The organism is Paenibacillus sp. J2R1T-4 (genome assembly GCF_059692235.1).
Genome location: NZ_JCAUBA010000012.1, coordinates 25,306 through 43,235 on the forward strand (window position 1 = coordinate 25,306; position 17,930 = coordinate 43,235).

At 45.9% G+C, this 17,930-nt stretch carries 17 protein-coding genes; 13 read left to right on the forward strand and 4 right to left on the reverse strand.

Going from position 1 to position 17,930, the window contains the following annotated elements:
- The first annotated feature begins 13 nt into the window (after positions 1-13).
- Positions 14-955, forward strand: a complete 942-nt coding sequence (locus AC58QD_RS19580) for a DUF4434 domain-containing protein (protein ID WP_497336355.1) — start codon at positions 14-16, stop codon at positions 953-955.
- A gap of 219 nt (positions 956-1,174) precedes the next feature.
- Complete coding sequence (locus AC58QD_RS19585) at positions 1,175-2,776, forward strand: extracellular solute-binding protein (protein ID WP_497336357.1); 1,602 nt, start codon at positions 1,175-1,177, stop codon at positions 2,774-2,776.
- A gap of 73 nt (positions 2,777-2,849) precedes the next feature.
- Here the strand turns inward: AC58QD_RS19585 and blaOXA are convergent, their stop codons facing one another.
- Complete coding sequence (blaOXA, locus tag AC58QD_RS19590; protein WP_497336359.1) at positions 2,850-3,644, reverse strand: class D beta-lactamase; 795 nt, start codon at positions 3,642-3,644, stop codon at positions 2,850-2,852.
- Between the two features lie 154 nt (positions 3,645-3,798).
- Between blaOXA and AC58QD_RS19595 the strand changes: the two genes are divergently transcribed.
- The 5 genes from AC58QD_RS19595 (at position 3,799) to AC58QD_RS19615 (ending at position 9,891) form a co-directional block, all read left to right on the forward strand.
- Positions 3,799-5,193 (forward strand): aminotransferase-like domain-containing protein, encoded by a 1,395-nt coding sequence (locus AC58QD_RS19595; protein ID WP_497336361.1) that lies wholly within the window; start codon positions 3,799-3,801, stop codon positions 5,191-5,193.
- A gap of 733 nt (positions 5,194-5,926) precedes the next feature.
- Positions 5,927-6,715 (forward strand): PIG-L deacetylase family protein, encoded by a 789-nt coding sequence (locus AC58QD_RS19600; RefSeq protein ID WP_497336363.1) that lies wholly within the window; start codon positions 5,927-5,929, stop codon positions 6,713-6,715.
- A 19-nt stretch (positions 6,716-6,734) separates the two neighbouring features.
- Positions 6,735-7,838, forward strand: coding sequence for an aminotransferase class V-fold PLP-dependent enzyme (locus AC58QD_RS19605; protein WP_497336365.1), 1,104 nt, complete (start codon positions 6,735-6,737; stop codon positions 7,836-7,838).
- A 190-nt stretch (positions 7,839-8,028) separates the two neighbouring features.
- Positions 8,029-8,985 (forward strand): helix-turn-helix transcriptional regulator, encoded by a 957-nt coding sequence (locus AC58QD_RS19610; protein WP_497336367.1) that lies wholly within the window; start codon positions 8,029-8,031, stop codon positions 8,983-8,985.
- Between the two features lie 21 nt (positions 8,986-9,006).
- Positions 9,007-9,891 carry a hypothetical protein gene (locus AC58QD_RS19615; RefSeq protein WP_497336369.1) on the forward strand — a complete coding sequence of 295 codons (885 nt, stop codon included), beginning with the start codon at positions 9,007-9,009 and terminating at the stop codon, positions 9,889-9,891.
- Between the two features lie 94 nt (positions 9,892-9,985).
- Here AC58QD_RS19615 and AC58QD_RS19620 read toward each other — a convergent pair whose 3' ends face one another.
- From AC58QD_RS19620 to AC58QD_RS19630, 3 genes are all read right to left on the reverse strand, one after another.
- Positions 9,986-10,816 carry an ABC transporter permease gene (locus AC58QD_RS19620; RefSeq protein ID WP_497336371.1) on the reverse strand — a complete coding sequence of 277 codons (831 nt, stop codon included), beginning with the start codon at positions 10,814-10,816 and terminating at the stop codon, positions 9,986-9,988.
- On the reverse strand, positions 10,813-11,604 hold the full coding sequence (locus AC58QD_RS19625) for an ABC transporter ATP-binding protein (protein WP_497336373.1): 792 nt from the start codon (positions 11,602-11,604) through the stop codon (positions 10,813-10,815). The genes AC58QD_RS19620 and AC58QD_RS19625 overlap by 4 nt, the downstream gene beginning before the upstream one ends.
- A gap of 126 nt (positions 11,605-11,730) precedes the next feature.
- Positions 11,731-12,741 (reverse strand): ABC transporter substrate-binding protein, encoded by a 1,011-nt coding sequence (locus tag AC58QD_RS19630; protein WP_497336375.1) that lies wholly within the window; start codon positions 12,739-12,741, stop codon positions 11,731-11,733.
- 211 nt (positions 12,742-12,952) lie between these two features.
- Here AC58QD_RS19630 and AC58QD_RS19635 point away from each other — a divergent pair, with 211 nt between their 5' ends.
- From AC58QD_RS19635 to AC58QD_RS19660, 6 genes are all read left to right on the forward strand, one after another.
- The gene (locus AC58QD_RS19635) at positions 12,953-14,521 is read left to right on the forward strand and encodes a serine hydrolase domain-containing protein (RefSeq protein WP_497336377.1); all 1,569 of its coding nucleotides are present in this window, start codon (positions 12,953-12,955) and stop codon (positions 14,519-14,521) included.
- Between the two features lie 107 nt (positions 14,522-14,628).
- Positions 14,629-15,894: an erythromycin esterase family protein gene (locus tag AC58QD_RS19640; RefSeq protein ID WP_497336379.1), complete on the forward strand. Its 1,266-nt coding sequence runs from the start codon at positions 14,629-14,631 to the stop codon at positions 15,892-15,894.
- Between the two features lie 60 nt (positions 15,895-15,954).
- Positions 15,955-16,089: a hypothetical protein gene (locus AC58QD_RS19645; RefSeq protein WP_497336381.1), complete on the forward strand. Its 135-nt coding sequence runs from the start codon at positions 15,955-15,957 to the stop codon at positions 16,087-16,089.
- A 52-nt stretch (positions 16,090-16,141) separates the two neighbouring features.
- Complete coding sequence (locus AC58QD_RS19650; protein WP_497336383.1) at positions 16,142-16,312, forward strand: hypothetical protein; 171 nt, start codon at positions 16,142-16,144, stop codon at positions 16,310-16,312.
- A gap of 125 nt (positions 16,313-16,437) precedes the next feature.
- Positions 16,438-16,851, forward strand: a complete 414-nt coding sequence (locus AC58QD_RS19655; protein WP_497336385.1) for a VOC family protein — start codon at positions 16,438-16,440, stop codon at positions 16,849-16,851.
- A 114-nt stretch (positions 16,852-16,965) separates the two neighbouring features.
- Complete coding sequence (locus AC58QD_RS19660; protein WP_497336387.1) at positions 16,966-17,721, forward strand: Nif3-like dinuclear metal center hexameric protein; 756 nt, start codon at positions 16,966-16,968, stop codon at positions 17,719-17,721.
- Positions 17,722-17,930 lie beyond the last annotated feature (209 nt).

Genomic DNA, 17,930 nt, shown 5'->3' on the forward strand with positions numbered 1-17,930 from the left:
GGTGGAAGCGACGATGGCACTGCAACGAATAACCGGTTCCTGGTTTGATTTTTTTCATTGTAACCCTTATGAGGGGGATATGTGGAATGCCGCCACACAGAAGTTCACTGCAGAGGACTGGGATCTCAAGCTGACCGAAATGGCCGAGGCCGGACTCGATACTCTCGTTCTGCTGAGCGTGGCGCTGCACGGCAAAGCCTTTTACCCTTCAGAAGTGCTTCCTTGGAGGTGGGACACCGTATGCCCGGATCCGTTGGAGGCGGTGCTCAAGGCCGGCGATCGGCTAGGGATGCAGTTGTTCCTGGGCCTCGGCTTTTTCACTACCCCGATTATGGGCAGTTTGTCAATTCAGGGCGATTCCTCTCAGCTTAGGCATGAGGTCGCCGAAGAATTAATAGCGCGTTACGGTCACCATCAGTCTTTTGCTGGATGGTACTTTCCGGTGGAGGCGGCTATTCATACTTATTTTCCCGATCCTTATATCCGATATGCCAACGAGTTGGCTAAATTCTGCCGCAAGCTGGGTCCGCAAAAAGTGCTCATCGCTCCATACGGAACTCGTTCTGTCGTTGCGGACGATCGGTTCGTGAACCAAATCCGATCACTGGAAGTGGACTTCATCGCATATCAGGATGAAATCGGTGTAAATCGGACCACATATGAAGCCGCCGTCGAGACGTTCGCACGGCTGAGGGACATCCATGATCGTGCAGGCAAGCCGCTGTGGGCGGATATCGAGCTGTTCCGTTTTGAAGGCAAGGTGCTTCATCCAGGAGCGTTCGAACGGATCAAGCGGCAGCTGGAAATTGTATCGGTCTATGCGGATAAGGTGCTGTGTTATCAATATCTAGGCCTTATGAACAAACCGGGAAGCCCGGTGCACGCTGGTCATGAGTCATCCGTCCGGCTATATGAGGACTATACAGGCTGGATGCGTGAGCAGGGGCTGCTCTGATCGCATTCTATGAATTCTGCTCTATTAAATATGTAGATTCTGTAAGAAAGTCTAGATTTCCTCCTAGGCATATTGTATACTACAAAAGTACCTATATGTAACCTGTATTATAATATTCAGATACAGGAACATAACGGAACAATGTAATCGCTTTCGAAAGTGCATTGATTTACTCAAGCTTTGCCATTATCTAATACTGGAAAGGGAGTTAATTTTCGAATGAAAAAATTACGCCAAATCGCCGCTCTCACCCTGGTCTCCTCGTTGATTTTGAGCGCATGCGGAGGCGGATCCAATGATCCGAAACCAACAGAAAATCCCGTCGGAAACACAGATTCATCCACTGCCAAGCCTAAGCTGGAGCTGAAATGGTTCATTAATGCTCCGAACAACTCGCAGCTGCCTGCAGGGGATCTGGACTTTGTCAAGAAGGCGATCGATCAGAAATTCAACGTAGATTTGAAAATCGAACACCTTGCAATCGGAACGGACTATACGAGCAAAATGAATTTGAAGCTCAGCTCCGGCGATACTCCGGACCTTTTTATAGCTAGCGGGGTAGATTCCCAGAAGTACATCCTTGACGGAGTCGTTGCGGACATGACCAAATATGTCACCGCCCAAACGATGCCCAACTACTTCAAATATTGGGTCTCCCAAGACGAATTGAAACGGTACCAGGTTGAAAAAGTGTTCAAACGGGCGCCTTTGCCTTTCGGGAAGACGCAATATCAATCTTATTACGTGAGAAAAGACTGGCTGGACAAACTGAATCTGAAAATGCCGGAAACATATGATGACATGTTGACCGTAATGCGAGCGTTTGCTACCAAAGATCCGGACGGCAACGGAAAGAACGATACTTACGGATATACCGCAGCTGGTTCATCCACAACTATACCGCGGGATTTTCCTCAATTTGCCAATAATGGATTGATTGCCGCTTTCATGTTAGAGGGAGATCAGTTTGTAGACGTCGGCAGCGACATCAGAATGGGAAAAGCAATGGATGACCTTAAAAAGCTCCTGAGCGAGAATGTAGTCGATCCCGACTGGTTTATTAATAAGGGCGGACAGCAAGTGGAAAAAGCCCAACAGGGCAAGGTCGGTATGATCTATACTTCTTCACGTGAATTCGCTTTTGACAACCATCCGAACAGCATCCAACAGAAAACGAAGGAAGTTACAGGCGTCCAGACAGTTGATTGGCAGCCGTTCAATCCTTGGGCCAAAACGGGCGTATTCTCCGAGGCGCTCCCAGGCAACCCGTTCTTGTTCGGTGTGAAAACCCCTGAAGATAAAATCAAACGTTCAGTGGAAATTCTGGACTGGTTGTTCAGCCAAGAAGGCTACCTTATGACGCACTATGGCATCGAGAACAAGCATTACAAGAAAACCGGCAATAAAATCGAGGTTATTCCTGACGCATTCAAAAAAGATATTACGGATGTCGGCAATTTCCTTAATATTTATGGATCGTTCACCCCAACGAATGATTACGGTTTGATCGGCTTAGAGCTTGCTGATTCTCGTGAGACGGATCGGGATCGTAAAATATTGGAGAAGCTGAAGTCTTATAAATATATCCCTTCGATCGGGACGAACGTGTCAACCCCGCAGGGTGTCAATTTGGCCGATTTCCGCAAGCAGATGAACCAGTTCCACGTCAACATTGTATTTGATGAGAAGGATGCATCCAACTGGCCGAAATACCGTCAAGAGATCATGACCAAATACGGCGGTAAAACGATCTTTGAAGCGTATGCCGAACAGATCAGTTCCGCTCAAGGCAAGACTTTCAAGTTTAAAGCTGAGAATTAATAGGCAATCGTGCAGAAGAAAGAACCTGGCTTTAAGTTAGCCGGGTTCTTTCTATACATTTGAAGCATGGAGCTCACATAATTTTCAGTTGCTCCAAACATGCCAGGGTAATATTCTTGGCGGTCGTGCCGCTGCTGTCAACGTTGGTTGCGAACACCCATATTCCCTTATCGGTCTCCACATAGCCGACATACCAGCCGAGGCCAAGATCTGACAACCTCGTGCCCGTTTTGCCATGAACCGTGTATGCGTCCTGTTCGTTGTCGATCATCATGCGTTTGACTGTTTTCATCGTTTGCTCATGAAAGGGTAACGTCTCTTCCACTAGCTGCTCCATGAAATCGGCCTGCTCTTGTGCGGAGATGGCCAGACTGCTGTTCAACCAGAACGCATCGATCCCGCCGCTAATGTCTTGATTGCCGTATCCGATACGACTCAGGCTGCCCTGCATCCGCGCAGGGCCGATGTCCCGGGCAAGTGCTTGGTAATACCAGATAGCGGAGTGCCTCATGGCGGAAGCTAATGTGTGGTCCCGGTTCCAGACATCGAACTCCCGGACGACCCCATCCCAGCGCTTGACTTCGTATTCATCCACCACGGCGTGTTCTTCCAAGCCGATTAATGCATTCGGAACTTTGAAAGAAGATTCGGGTGTGTAGCGATCATCGCTCCTATCGAGGTTATAGGTGTAGATTTGATCCGTCTTCAGATTCTTGATTACGGTCGTTCCTTGAATACCATGGAATATTTCCTCGACATGGAGTTCTTTTACACCGGACATTGTGCTTGCCGAGCTAGCGATACTACCAAGGGGGCTCGTAAGCAGCAGCGCAATCATTAGTAGAAGTACAACCTTGACTCTCTTCATCTTGCATTCCTCCTCCAACATTAGCATAATGGCAAAAATGGACTCCAACGAAAATCAGTTTCGTCATGTAGAGTATACGGGTATCTATTTGAATCCAAAATAGCAGTTTTCTAGAATTGTACCCGTACAGTTCGGTAGGAAGGGGACGATAAGGATGCTATACGATGCCATTGTGAGAGAGATGGAGCAACGCATTGAGGATGGCTTATTGAAGCCGGGGAACAAACTGCCTTCCATTCGGGCTTTATCCAAAGACTTCGCTTGCAGCAAGAATACGGTGATTAAGGCGTACGATGAATTAGAGAAGAGACATATGATTTATTCTGTGCCCCAAAGCGGCTATTATGTCGTGGAGGGCTACCGAATCAAGGAGAGAACGGACGAAGCAGGTGCCCGAATTGATTTTCATTCCGCAGGTCCCGATAAACAGGCGATGCCTTACCGAGACTTCCAGCATTGCATTAATCAGGCGATTGAGCGGTATAAAGAAGATATGTTCACTTATTCGGATATTCAAGGGCTGCATTCGCTGCGGGTACAGCTGGCCCGGCATCTGCAAGATCTGCAGGTGTTCACGGTACCCGAGCGAATCTATGTGGTGACCGGCTCACAGCAAGCTCTGCACCTGCTCGTATCCCTGCCTTTTCCCAATGGGAAGCGCAATATTTGCCTTGAACAGCCTACGCATGCCGGATTTATCGAATCTATCCGACAGCATCAAGCAACGGCTTACGGGATCGAAGTGGGGAGAGGCGGGATCGATCTGAAGCGATTGGAGGAGCTGTTCCAGCATCACGACATCAAGCTGTTCTACATGGTCTCCCGGTTTCACAATCCGACGGGTTACAGCCATTCGAACGAGGAGAAGAGAAGGATTGTGGAGCTCGCTCAGCAATACGATGTGTACATCATCGAGGACGACTATATGGGCGATCTCGATCCGAATATGAAGGCGGACCCGATGTTTGCTTACGATCCCTCCGGTAGAGTCATCTATGTGAAAAGCTTTTCGAAGGTTATGCTTCCAGGCTTGAGACTCGGTCTCGCGGTGCTCCCCAATGTGCTGCAGCAAGCTTTTCTGCAGGCCAAATTCGCTGCGGACGTGCATTCACCGATGCTCACGCAAGGCGCGCTAGAGATTTACCTCCAGAGCGGGATGTTCCATGCGCATATTGATCGGATGAGACAGATGTATAGCAGGAAGGCAGCCCTTCTGCAGCAAGCGTTCCAAAGGTTCCTACCCGCTCCGGTCATGTATTCGGGTTCGTTATCCGGGTTCTACTCCACAATTGAATTGCCTGTACCGCTGAAAGCAAAGCAACTGATGGATCACCTCAAGCAGGATAATGTGTTGGTGGACGATGCAGAGCGTATGTACCTCCCGGAATTTGTAAAAGAAAACGTGATTCGCCTCAGTATCTCTCAAGTGGAAGAGGGTCTAATTGAGAAAGGGGTTCAAAAGATAGCAAAAGGGATCGCGGAACTGCTGAACCAACGAACGCAAGTGAGGTTTGTGACTCAGGCTTGTCTTTCATCACTAAAAGACTAGGAGTTGGTCGAATGAATGAAATAAGGAAGAAGGCATATAAAATACTTAATTATCAAGCTTTTCTCGACATAAAGAACACTGACAAGTACTATGATGAAAACTTTAATATTAATTTCCGAGTTGCACATGCATTCCATAGTCTTGCGGAGTATATAATACTGGATTTTGAAGGATTCAATGAGGAAACCTTTTGGAATTCAATAGAATACTTGGAAAATTCTTTTGGGATGTATCACTACAGAAAACTCTTTGACGACGCCGTTAAGAATTGTTGAAAACAGAGTATATTAATTCTTGATTCCGAGAGGTTTTGAAAGTTATATTGAAGGTGAGAATAGTGGGCTGCACAGTTACTACTTAGGTCTCAATAATTTGAATTCGTTGTGTGATTTCCACCTCTCTCAAGCAAAATATCGCTGTTCTTTCCTCCTTCAGTTCTGCTTATCGTGGCAGTGGGGATTATAGTGGCACGCCGGTTACATATAAGCCATGTTACTACTGGATAATTAGCCCATTTCATCACTCAAGCACTAATTAGCCAACCTGACTATCCCTTATTTCCGCATTGTGAACCGATTTTCCTCAGAACTAGGCCAATAACCAGTAGTAAAACTTGCTATCCCAGCTAAAACTGCCTTTCCACACAAATAACCCATACTATCAGTGGCTATCGATCTCCACAGGACTTAAGTAGTAATGCTGCACATCCACACAATAGAAGGGATGAATTCAATTGGTAAATAGTATTACTGTTGAACAGTGGGACGATGGACGCCCGCATGCAGGGAAGGTGTTCGCTGCCGTGTTTCCACATTCAGATGATTTTACTTTCTTCGCTGGCGGGACTCTATTAAAAATGATTAAAGAAGGTTATAAAGGGTATTTCATCAGGTTAACGAATGACGAAAAGGACTCTTATGATTTATCCATTGGTGAGACCATCTACCGAATCGAAAAAGAAACCCAGCAAGTTGCCCAATTGTTCGGAATCGAGAAGGTATACGATTTCAATTATAAAAATCATTATATGGATTACACGCAATTAACCGAAATACGCCATCGTCTGATTACTCTGTTCCGATTCTTAAAGGTGGATACTGTCGTTTCGTTTGATCCTTGGGGACACTATGAGGAAAATCCGGAACATTACCTCACGGGCAAGATTGTTGAAGCCGCTTGTTGGATGGCTGGCCGTCAGTTGGATTTGCCTGAGTTAAAGGACATGAACCTGCTCCCGCATTTTGTAACCGAGAAATATTATGTTGCCCGCGGCCCGCAGCTTACAAACAGGGTGGTTGATATTACCCCTGTGCTTGATATTAAGCGACAAGCCATTGCCCTTCATGCAACGCCGATTGATAATATGTGGAAAGTATACTTGGAAAAGCATCCTAACGATTCAGGACGATTCAAGACCAAGGAAGAATTTATGGAAGTCATTTTTATAAAGGAATTCTCTACACCACTGGAAAATTTACAGTACAATGAAAAGTTTCATTATATCGGACCTTCGGAATATTAAGAGTAAAGGAGTCCTCTAAATGGGTTTTTACGATATGCTGGGAATTAAGAAAATTATAAATGGTTGGGGTACGGTAACGATGATAGGGGGGTCATTGATGGACCCTGAAGTTGTAAGCACAATGAATGAAGCTGCTCGCTCCTATGTTCACATCCCAACACTCCATAAGAAGGCTGGCGAAAAAATAGCAGAACTACTAGGTTGTGAAGCTGCTAGTGTTACATCGGGAGCATCGGCGGGAATTGCCATCTCTGCCGCGGCTTGTATGTCCAAAGGAGATGCCTCTAAGGTGTTGCAATTACCGGACACAACAGGCATGCCCAATGAGGTACTAATGCTCAAATCCCATAGAATTCTGTATGATCAGGCGCTTTCACTATCAGGTGCTAAGATTACTGAAGTCGGTGTTACATCCTTTGCCAGCCTCAAGCAGATTGAATCAGCAATATCTGAGAAAACCGCATTATTCTTTTACGTAGCCGAAGCAGAAAGAATGAGAGGCTCCATACCTCTTCCTGAAATTGTCCAAGTACTCCGGAAATATAATATCCCTGTTGTGGTCGATGCAGCAGCGGAGCTGCCGCCCAAAACAAATATTACCAAGTATTTAAGCCAAGGTGCGGATTTGGTTATTTTTAGCGGCGGAAAAGAATTACGAGGTCCCCAATCCTCCGGGGTTATTGTAGGCAAAAAGGAGCTTATCAACTACTGCGATGCTAACAATTACCCCAATTATAGTATTGGACGCAGTATGAAGATTGATAAGGAAACCATCGCAGGAATCGTAAAAGCTGTGGAGTTATTTGTAAAGCGGGATTATGATCTTCTAATGGAGCGTTGGGAGGCAATGGTATCGGAAATGGTCACGGAGCTGTCTACAATTCCAGATGTCCAAATACGTCGAGGTTTTCCTACTGAGCCTGGGGTGCAGCCTGTTATCATTCCGAGAGTCTATATGAAACTGTCTTCTATTAGTGCAAAAGAGCTTCAGAAACGCCTTATTGGATTGAATCCAGCAGTCTATATAGATGTACAGGGTGATGAGGCCGTCATTAATCCGCAATGCCTGGAACAGGACGAAGTTAAGTTGGTAATTGAAGCTGTTAGAAATGCAGTGAAATAACAATTGAACATTCAAGCCAATAACCTGACCGGTGAACTACCGGTCAGGTTATTCTTACTCATGTTCCCGTTTCCTTGACAAGCATTGACTAGCATGACCCTGGAAGCTATCATCAGACTGATAAATAATCAGTGACATGCAAGGTGTCACCAATACAATGTTACAATGCAGTCAAGAGGGGGTAGCAGAGTTGAAAAGGACGGACAGGCTGATGGCCATTGTGATGGCGCTCCAGCATAAGTCTGAGAATGCTCAATCGTTGGCGGATAAGTTCGAGGTCTCAAGAAGAACGATATTGCGTGACATGCAATCCCTATCTGAGATGGGAGTGCCGTTGTACTCCATGAGCGGCCCAGCAGGCGGCTTTCATCTAATGGAAGGCTATCAACTCCCTCCGCTGCAGCTGGACTCCCAAGAAGCGTGGACTGTATTATTCGCGCTTCAAGCGATTACTAAGATAACCGATACTCCTTTTAATCAAGCAAGATGGACCGTGATGAATAAAATAAAGGCCGTATTACCAGAGCAGCTATTGAGCCAGATTGAGCCAATGCTTCAGGTTGTTGAAGTAGAAGTGCCAGATCGTAAAGTGAAGACACCGTTGTTAACCGAGCTGCTCGATCATGTTCAAGCTTCCAAATGGCTAAAGGTTCTCTATCGTTCGGAAAAGCATCACCGTTGGATTCCTATGCTTCCTGAGCGCATCTATACGGCTCATGGATTCTGGTACTGCGAAGCTTACTCGGACTTGCATAAGGAGAAGCGGAATTTCAGGGTGGATCGCTTTGAGCAAATCGAGGTGATAGAGGGTGAGGAGCCTGATAGGACGGCGTTGCTGTCAGATTCACACTTGACTCACGCAGAAAAGACATTGGACGAACAATCGGCCACGAGAATTATCGCGAAGCTTACGTACCGGGGGGCCTTACTTGTTGAGCAGGATGTACACATCGGCGAGCGGGTGAGACAAATCTCGGATGACGAGTGGCAAGTCGAATTCATGTGTCCAACCTCGGAATGGGCATGGGCTGTGCGGTTCTTTTTCTCACTTGGGATGCAGGCTGAAGTTATTGAACCTAGGCAACTGCAGGATGAGATCTATCGTTTGGCGAATCAATTATGTCAAAGGTACATACCGCAACAATAATTTTGGAAGGAGCAAAGGACAATGGATAAGCAGCAAATTATTCAGCGTGCCAAAGCGTTTATTTATAAGAATGGACGTTTGCTTGATCGGAAAAGGTTTGAATATTATTTTGAGGGCGGGACTAAAGAGGCTGTACTTGATGTGTTGAGAGCGTATCAGAATCGTGACGGAGGGTTCGGTAACGCATTGGAGCCGGATATCCGCGACCCGCATAGTCAGCCTGTGCCCACCGAGATGGCTCTTGAGCTTATGGCCGAAATGGATGCATTCGATCCTCAAATCGTGGATGGCGTATGCCGTTATTTGCGCGAGATTACTTTAAAAGATGGTGGCCTTCCTTTAGTTCTGAGAAGTGTAAATGAGTATCCTCACGCACCTTGGTGGAGCACAGATAACGACCTTAACCCTTCGATTAATCCAACGGGTAATTTGATCGGCTTGCTTTACAAGCAAAATGTGCGGGTTGATTGTTTTCAAGAGGATTGGTTTGCGAGCAACGTGGAGTACATTTGGCGGTGCTTCCAGCAAGAGAAGCCTTCAGGCTTCCACGATGGCATTCAATGGATCACCTTTCTGGAGCATACGCCGGATAAGGTGCGGGCAAGCGAGGTTTGGTCAATAGTCGACGAGTGGTTGGGCAGCAGTAAAGCTATAGAGCTGGACTTGCAGGCGGAAGGTTATGTGCACCGCGTGTTGGATTGGGCTCCCGAACCGAACAGCTATGCACGGAAGTTTGTATCGGACGAAGATGTACAGCGACATCTGAAGGCTCTTGCCGCTGGTCAGCAGGAAGACGGCGGGTGGCCGATTAATTGGCCGGCTGTTAGTCCGGCTGGAGAGCAGGAGTGGCGCGGGTTTATTACGATCCAGCGGTTGAAGACGCTGAAGTCTTATGGGGTACTGTAGATTGGCAAACTAAAAACTCAGGCTGTCGATATCGTTTCGACGGTCTGAGTTTTTTTAATGGTTATGCAGGCAGTGCGGCATTAATGGTGCCCGCTTATCGTCGTTTCGCCAGCTTGTTCTCTAAATAACTCACGGCCTGGTACATGACCGTCGCTACGATGGCGATCACGAACAGGCTTCCGATCACCAGCGTAAAGTTGAACACTTGGAAACCGTATATGATCAAGTATCCGAGCCCCGTCTCGGAAACGAGGAATTCCCCGACGATGACGCCGACCCAAGCTAAGCCAACGTTCACTTTAAGCGTAGAAACGATGGTTGGAATTGTTGCAGGCAATATGACTTTCCGGAACGTCTGCGCCCGGTTGCCGCCGAAAACACGTACTACCTTTACGTAGTTCGAATCCACTTCCTTGAAGCTTGTATACACGACGAGCGTGGTGATGATGACCGTGATCGCTAGTGTGGTTGCGATAATGGACATGACATTTGGTCCTAATCCGACTATGAAGAGAGGTCCAAGCGCTACCTTCGGCATGCTGTTCAAGACCACAATAAACGGGTCCAACGTTCGGGCGAGAAAGTTCGACCACCACAGCAGTGCGGCGAGAGCGGAACCGAGCAATGTGCCGAGCAGAAATCCTACAATTGTCTCAAAAACAGTTGCTCCGACATGCGGCAGCAGCGAGCCGTCCAACAGCTTTTCCCATAACAGCTTTATAATTTTGCTCGGATAGCTGAACAGCAGCACGTCGATCCATCTCAGCCGTCCGGCAGCTTCCCAGCTGAAGAAGAACACCAGCAATAGAAGTATTCTTGTCGTCCATACCCAGCCAGTTTCGATACGCTTCTGAAGGATGAAATTCCGATGGATGCCGCGAATCCAATCGGTTTGTTTCGCTATTTGTTGTGGATCATTCCTCATTGCGGCGCCCTCTCTTTCTCTTGCTCCATCAGCTCGAACTCCTGCCAGATTTGTTTGAATAGCCCTTGAAATCCAACCTGCTCCCGCGCTTGGAACGGAAGAAGCGCTTGTATCGGCTCCGGAATCTGGATCACCTTGCGTATACGGCCTGGGTTGCGGTCCAGAATGATCACGCGGTTGCTTACGGCTATCGCCTCTGAAATATCGTGCGTCACGAGCACGGCTGTTTTCTGGTGCGCTTTCAATGTCTCCACGACCAAATCTTCCAACTGGAGCTTGGTCTGATAATCGAGCGCTGAGAACGGCTCATCCAGAAGCAGGATGTCAGGTGATGTTGCCAGCGTGCGAACGAGTGCCACACGTTGGCGCATGCCGCCGGACAATTGTTGGGGATAGGCATGCAGCACATTGCCCAGGCCCATTTCTGTCAACAGCTTGACGGTGTACGACTTCGTCTCCGCATTAAGCTTACCGTTCAATTCCAAGCCGATTACGGCATTTTCCAGAATCGTCCGCCAAGGGAACAAATAATCCTGCTGCAGCATGTAGCCGACACGTGTAGAGGGTGCTGTTATCGGCTGTCCTTGGATCCGCACCATACCGTCCGTCGGAAGGATCAAGCCTGCGATAATCGATAGGATCGTCGTTTTGCCGCAGCCGCTCGGACCGACCAAGCTGATAAATTCACCTTTGCCGACGTTTAATTGGATGTTTTCCACAGCCAAGGACGCCTCTTTATGCGTCACATAAACATGGGTTATGTTTTCTAATACAACGGCCGATTCCACAGGCTTACCTCCCCCTTACTTTTACCCCAAAAAGTGAAGTGATTCTCTGAAGCTTATGCCGATTACTTTTCGGGGACCCCGATTTCTGCCCCAAAAAGTGAAGTGATTCTCTGAAGCTTATGCCGATTACTTTTTAACTGAATCGATAGCTTTTTGAGCGAATTTGGTGTTGACCAGCTTCTTGTAGTCGGCTTCCTGCTTCAGTTCGCCAGCCGCTTTCATGACATCCTGCAGGTTTTTCCACTCTTGCTCGTCAACGATCGGATCGGTAGCGAAGGATGCCTGATCCTTGTAACGCTTTACAACGTTCTGCACAACTGCTTTGTCCGTATCTTTGAAGTAAGGCAGAACCGCTTCTGTGATTTCATCGACTGATTTGGCCGCTACCCACTGCTGGGCTTTGTATATCGCGTTTGTGAACTTCTGAATCGTGTTAGGGTTCTTGTCGATAATGCTGCTCTTCGTCATGAACACCGTGTAGGGCAGCTTGCCGCTTTCTACGCCGAACGATGCAATTACAAAGCCTTTTCCTTCTTTCTCAATCACCGTGGCTTGCGGCTCGAACAACTGCACGTATTCGCCTGTCCCGGACAAGAAAGCACCTGGAATATTCGCAAAATCCACGTTTTGGATGAGATTCAAGTCTTTTTGCGGATCGATGCCTTTCTTCCTAAGCGTGAATTCTCCCGCCATCTGAGGCATGCCGCCTTTCCGTTGGCCTAGGAACGTAACTCCTTTGAGCATGTTCCAGTTGAACCCAGGCACCGGTTTTCTCGCTACGAGAAATGTTCCGTCTGTTTGGGTCAATTGTGCAAAGTTGATAACAGGATCCTCCGAGCCTTGCTGCTGGACATAAATGGACGTCTCTGAACCGACCAGAGCTACATCGATGGCGCCCGACAGAAGGGCAGTCATTGTTTTATCGCCCCCTGGCGTTGTTTGCAGCTCGACTTCCAGACCCTCCTCCTTAAAAAAACCTTTGGATAACGCCACATATTGCGGCGCGTAGAAAATCGACCTCGTCACTTCTCCGATTCGCACAGTTGTAAGCTCTTCCTTGGATGAAGAGCAACCGGCGAGCAGCAGAGGAATGGTAAGGACAGCGATGAGCAACAGCTTAACGGCCGTTGATTTCATAGTCATACCTCCCGATGAACTAGTAGCCCTATATTCTATGCATTAGTCTAGTCATGGGTCATTCGATTGTTGCTCAAATTAGCATTATATTAATGCTGTAAAAAAGCAGCGGAGGGACCTTGGTCTGTCTAGCATTTGTTGTGGTAATATATGTATATAGCTGCTAGGGAAAGCGTCTCTAGGGTGAACACAATGGAGGAAGGTGACCGGAATGAGGAAATTTATGGTGATACGAGTTATTTCAATCTTAGCGATTTTATTAATAATAGGGTGCACCTTTTCCCGTACTGATGTCTTTCAGAGAGAACAGGATTCAATAGAAGATCATGCTTACTTTCCAGAATCAGAGTGGAGAACCTCTACACCCGAAGAACAAGGAATGGATTCACAACAGCTTATTCGTATGATTCAATCGATAACGGACCAGAAATCAAAACTGCATAGTATAGTCATAATCCGTAACGGCTTCCTGGTTTTGAACGCAAATTTTTATCCCTATCGGGGTGACCTCATTCATGTCTTACAATCTTCATCCAAAAGTGTTACATCTGCCTTAATAGGAGTGGCTATAAACGAAGGCAAAATTAACGATATACATAACAAAGTGTTGCCCTATTTCACGGATTGGCAAATGGATAACATCGATCCCAGAAAAAATGAAATGACGATACAACATTTGCTAACGATGACAGCTGGATTCGACTGGCAGGAATCATCCGTTTCTTACGGTTCAAAAGATAATTCGTACACTCAAGCTACTCAATCCGATAATCCTTTATTTTTCGAACTCAATCGTCCAATGAAAGAAACTCCGGGTGCAATATTCAATTATAATACGGGGGCGACAGATCTTTTATCGGATATTCTGGAAAAAGCAACCAACCAATCGGCATTAGAATACGCGAGGATCAAACTTTTTGAACCCATGGGTATTCAGGATGTGCATTGGAGTCAGTATAAAACGGGGGATTACCTTGCAGGAGCAGGACTCTATCTTAAACCTGTCGATATGGCGAAATTCGGGTATTTGTACCTGAACAATGGAAAATGGAAAGACCGTCAGATCCTTTCGGAAGAATGGGTACGGGAGTCTACCAGGAATCACGTGAAATCTAACATGTTCTCCAATTCGGGGTATGGATATCAATGGTGGACACCAAGTAATAATACCTATTCAGCACAAGGATCGGGAGGGCAAACGATTAATATCCTTCCAGATTATAATATGGTCGTGGTGACGACGGGCAGCACACCTGACTATAACTTACCCTCGCGGCTTCTAGACACTTATATTATTCCATCCCTATTATCCAAACCGATTCAGAAAGAATCCGTATCCTCTCATTCGTTGCAAAAGGTTTTACAAGAAGCAAGCAGATCGCCTGCCTCTCCATTTACTGAGATACCGCCATTTGCCAAAGAGATTTCCGGGAAAACTTACTATTTTGACAAGGAAAAATTTTCTGTAACCTTCCATTTTCCAAACAACGAAGCGGGAAGTATAACAACAGAATTAAATGGAATGAAGAGAACCTACAGCTTTGGATATAATGGGAGCTATCTCACTTTCAATGACCAGGCTCAATTATCGGCCTACAACCATGTTGTAGCGACAGCCACTTTTGATCAATCTTCATTAATTTTGCAGCAACGATCGCTTCAAAACATACAGGACGTAATCATTAATTATAACTTTCAACAGAATAAGCTTCATTCTAAAGCGATCAATTTATATTTTTCAACAATAGGAGAAGAGTCTGTAGGAACTCTTGTTGAATAAGACGACCGCGGTTGCACAACGATGAATATCGAACTTGCATGTTTTGCCCTAAGTACGTGCAAACTTTGGAAGAAATAATCCGAAATGAGCACGAGGAGTGAATAGGGATGAATGTTGAATTGATGATGCAATCTATTCAGAAGCTTGCAAAGCCTTTCGATAAACAAGAGAACAGGAGACAACTGATCGATCAGGCGGGCGGTGCCAAATACGTGCTCCTCGGAGAGGCTTCTCATGGAACCTCGGAGTTTTATACAGTTCGTGCAGAGCTGTCGAAACGTCTTATTACAGAAAAAGGGTTCCGATTCATCGCAGTAGAAGGCGACTGGCCCTCCTGCTATACTTTGAATCGTTACGTCAAGGGGTACCCCGATGCTGGGGCCGATGCAAGGGAAGCGCTCAAGGATTTCAATCGATGGCCTACCTGGATGTGGGCTAACCGCGAGATTGTAGAGCTTGCTGAGTGGCTTCGTGAGTATAACGCAGACAAGCCGGACAAGGCGAAGGTCGGCTTCTACGGGATCGATGTGTATAGTCTATGGGAATCAATGAACGAAATTCTGAAGTATCTCAGTACGAAGGACCCTGAGGATCTGCAGACGGCGAAACGAGCATTCGAATGTTTCGAGCCTCATGGCAGGGACGAGCAATCGTATGGAATTTCAGCTTCTCTTTACGGTGCAGGCTGCGAGGACGAGGTTGTCGCCCTTCTTCGAAGGCTGCAGGATAAGTGGAAGGACTCCCATTCGGAAGATAAGGAGAAGGAACTCAGTGCCGAAATGAACGCACTGGCGGTGAAGGGGGCGGAGGCATACTATCGGACGATGATTCGTCATGACATCAATTCCTGGAACATTCGGGATCGCCACATGGTGGAGGCACTTGAGAGACTGATGGAATTTCACAGTGAAGGAGCTCGTACAATCGTCTGGGAACATAATACTCATATTGGAGACGCTCGAGCTACGGACATGGCGGGTGAGGGAATGGTCAACGTGGGTCAGTTGCTGCGAGAGAAGCGCAGTGAGGACGTATATGCTATCGGATTCGGCACCTACAAGGGAACCGTTATTGCAGGTAAAGCTTGGGGAGCACCGCTGGAGGAAATGAGCGTACCGCCGGCTGTTCCGAATAGCTGGGAGGAGCTGCTGCACCGGAACGGAGTGAGGGACCAAGTTCTCTTTTTCAGCAAGGATGAACCAGTTCTGGATGCGACCAGCATCGGTCACCGTGCGATCGGCGTCGTATACGACCCACGGAGGGAAAGGGGCAATTACGTCCCTACAGTCATTTCGAAGCGTTATGACGCTTTTATCTACATCGATCAGACGAAAGCGTTGTCTCCGCTCACGGTTCAACACATATTATCATGAACATCAAATTTTGATAATAATTGCTTATTAAGCGCATGATAAATGCGGAGGTGATAGGACTTGGAAAAGAGAAATCCACCCGCATTTAAAACAAACAAATTTGCTAAGGATAAGATGGATGCCATTAAAGCGAAGAAGGCAGCAGACTATCCTCCGAGCTTGAATTCCATTCCGAAACAGAACAATCCGCAGTAGTGTATTTATAAACGTAAGCAAAAGGAATCAGCAGACACGGGGTGAATGCAGGATGGATAATAAACCGAAGGGACATGTTGAATTTAGGCAATCTCCCGTTAAGCTTGTTGCCGATTTACCTGGAGATGAAGCGATGCGTGAGCATCTGGATGAAACGATGCAGAACGATGGCTATAAGGGAAGCTGCTCCATTATCAATACCGAAATTGAGGATCAGGAATAACAATCGAGCTGCCGGTATCCGGCAGCTCTCTTGCATATTAGCAATCTATAAGAAATCATGATACTAGCATCATGATATAATAGGGGCAAGTAATGCAACCTATTCTAACTCAGAGGTGATCTATAATGGCCGTTACAGCAAATCAAATATTCGTTAATTTACCGGTTAAAGATTTGAATAAAACGATAGAATTTTTTACTGCAATAGGTTTTGAATTTAACGCCCAATTTACGAATGAGAATGCAACTTGTATGATTATTAACGAGAATATATTTGCCATGTTGCTGGTTGAAGATTTTTTCAAATCGTTTACCAAAAAAGATATTCCGGATACTACAAAAAGTACAGAAGCAATTATCGCATTATCAGTTGAGAGCAAGGAGAAAGTGAATGAAATTGTTAATAAGGCTCTAGCGGCTGGCGGAAAGGCTGCAAATGAACCGAATGATCAGGGCTTTATGTATGGATGGAGTTTTCAAGATCTGGACGGACATCTTTGGGAGTTTTTCTATATGGATGAGAGTGCAGTTCAAGGTTAAGTGAAAATGATGACAAATGAGCAGTCCTGAAGAGGACTGCTCATTTTGTTCAACTTAAAATATGGTTGTGATGTGGTAAAATTATCAAAATGATTATTATTTAGGGGGAACAAGATGCACCTCAATGATTTCAATACATTTATAAAAAACAGCTTTGGCAACTTAATTGAACAGTTCAGGGAAAATGATGAGTATGGCTTTAATAATCCACCTTCGAAACCATTTTTTCGAGTAGGATACACAACGAATCTTACTCCAGAAGTGATAAAAAAATCAGTGGACCAAAATGTTCAGCTTATTATCACACATCACGATGCTTGGGATTTTATTTACGGTATGAAGGAGCAATGCTTCAAGATGCTCGAAGAAAATAGTATTTCTCATTTCTATATACACCTTCCATTGGATTTTGCTGAATTTGGTACATGCAACTCACTGTTAAAAGAAATAGGAATATCAGAAATAATTCAGCAGACTCACTTTAGAGACAATAAAGAAATCATCGGAATTGGAAAATATGCAGAACCGATAACCTTCGAAGAGCTGGTTGAGAGAATCACTAGTAGATTGGGCGAAGATGTAAAGGCTTGGAAAAATTCAAATACGTTAATTAGGAAGGTTGGCGTAATAACAGGCGCTGGCAACTCTACTGCCTTAATCAGTCAGGCTAAGGAGGCAGGATGCGATGTATATGTAACAGGTGAAAAAACGCTTTATTCGGTGCAATATGCGAAATTCATTGGGCTAAATCAAATTGTTGGAAGCCATACATTTACAGAGATATTCGGTGTTAAATCTCTTGTAGAGAAGCTGAAAAATGAGTTTAACGAGATTGAGGTTATCTATCTTGAAGAGGAACACTTCGAGTAAGGATCATAAAACACCGTCAACGGCCTAGATCAACATACATTTCTTTACGAGTTCTGCAGTAGATGCCAAAGAAAAAAGAGTTAAACCCCTAAAAGCGGCCTAACTCTTTTTCTCATGTAAATACTTACGTTAGTTAGAATCTACGGACGTCCCACCCATCTCAAATAAATATTGCCAATTAATAAATCAATTAGATAAAATAATTAGTA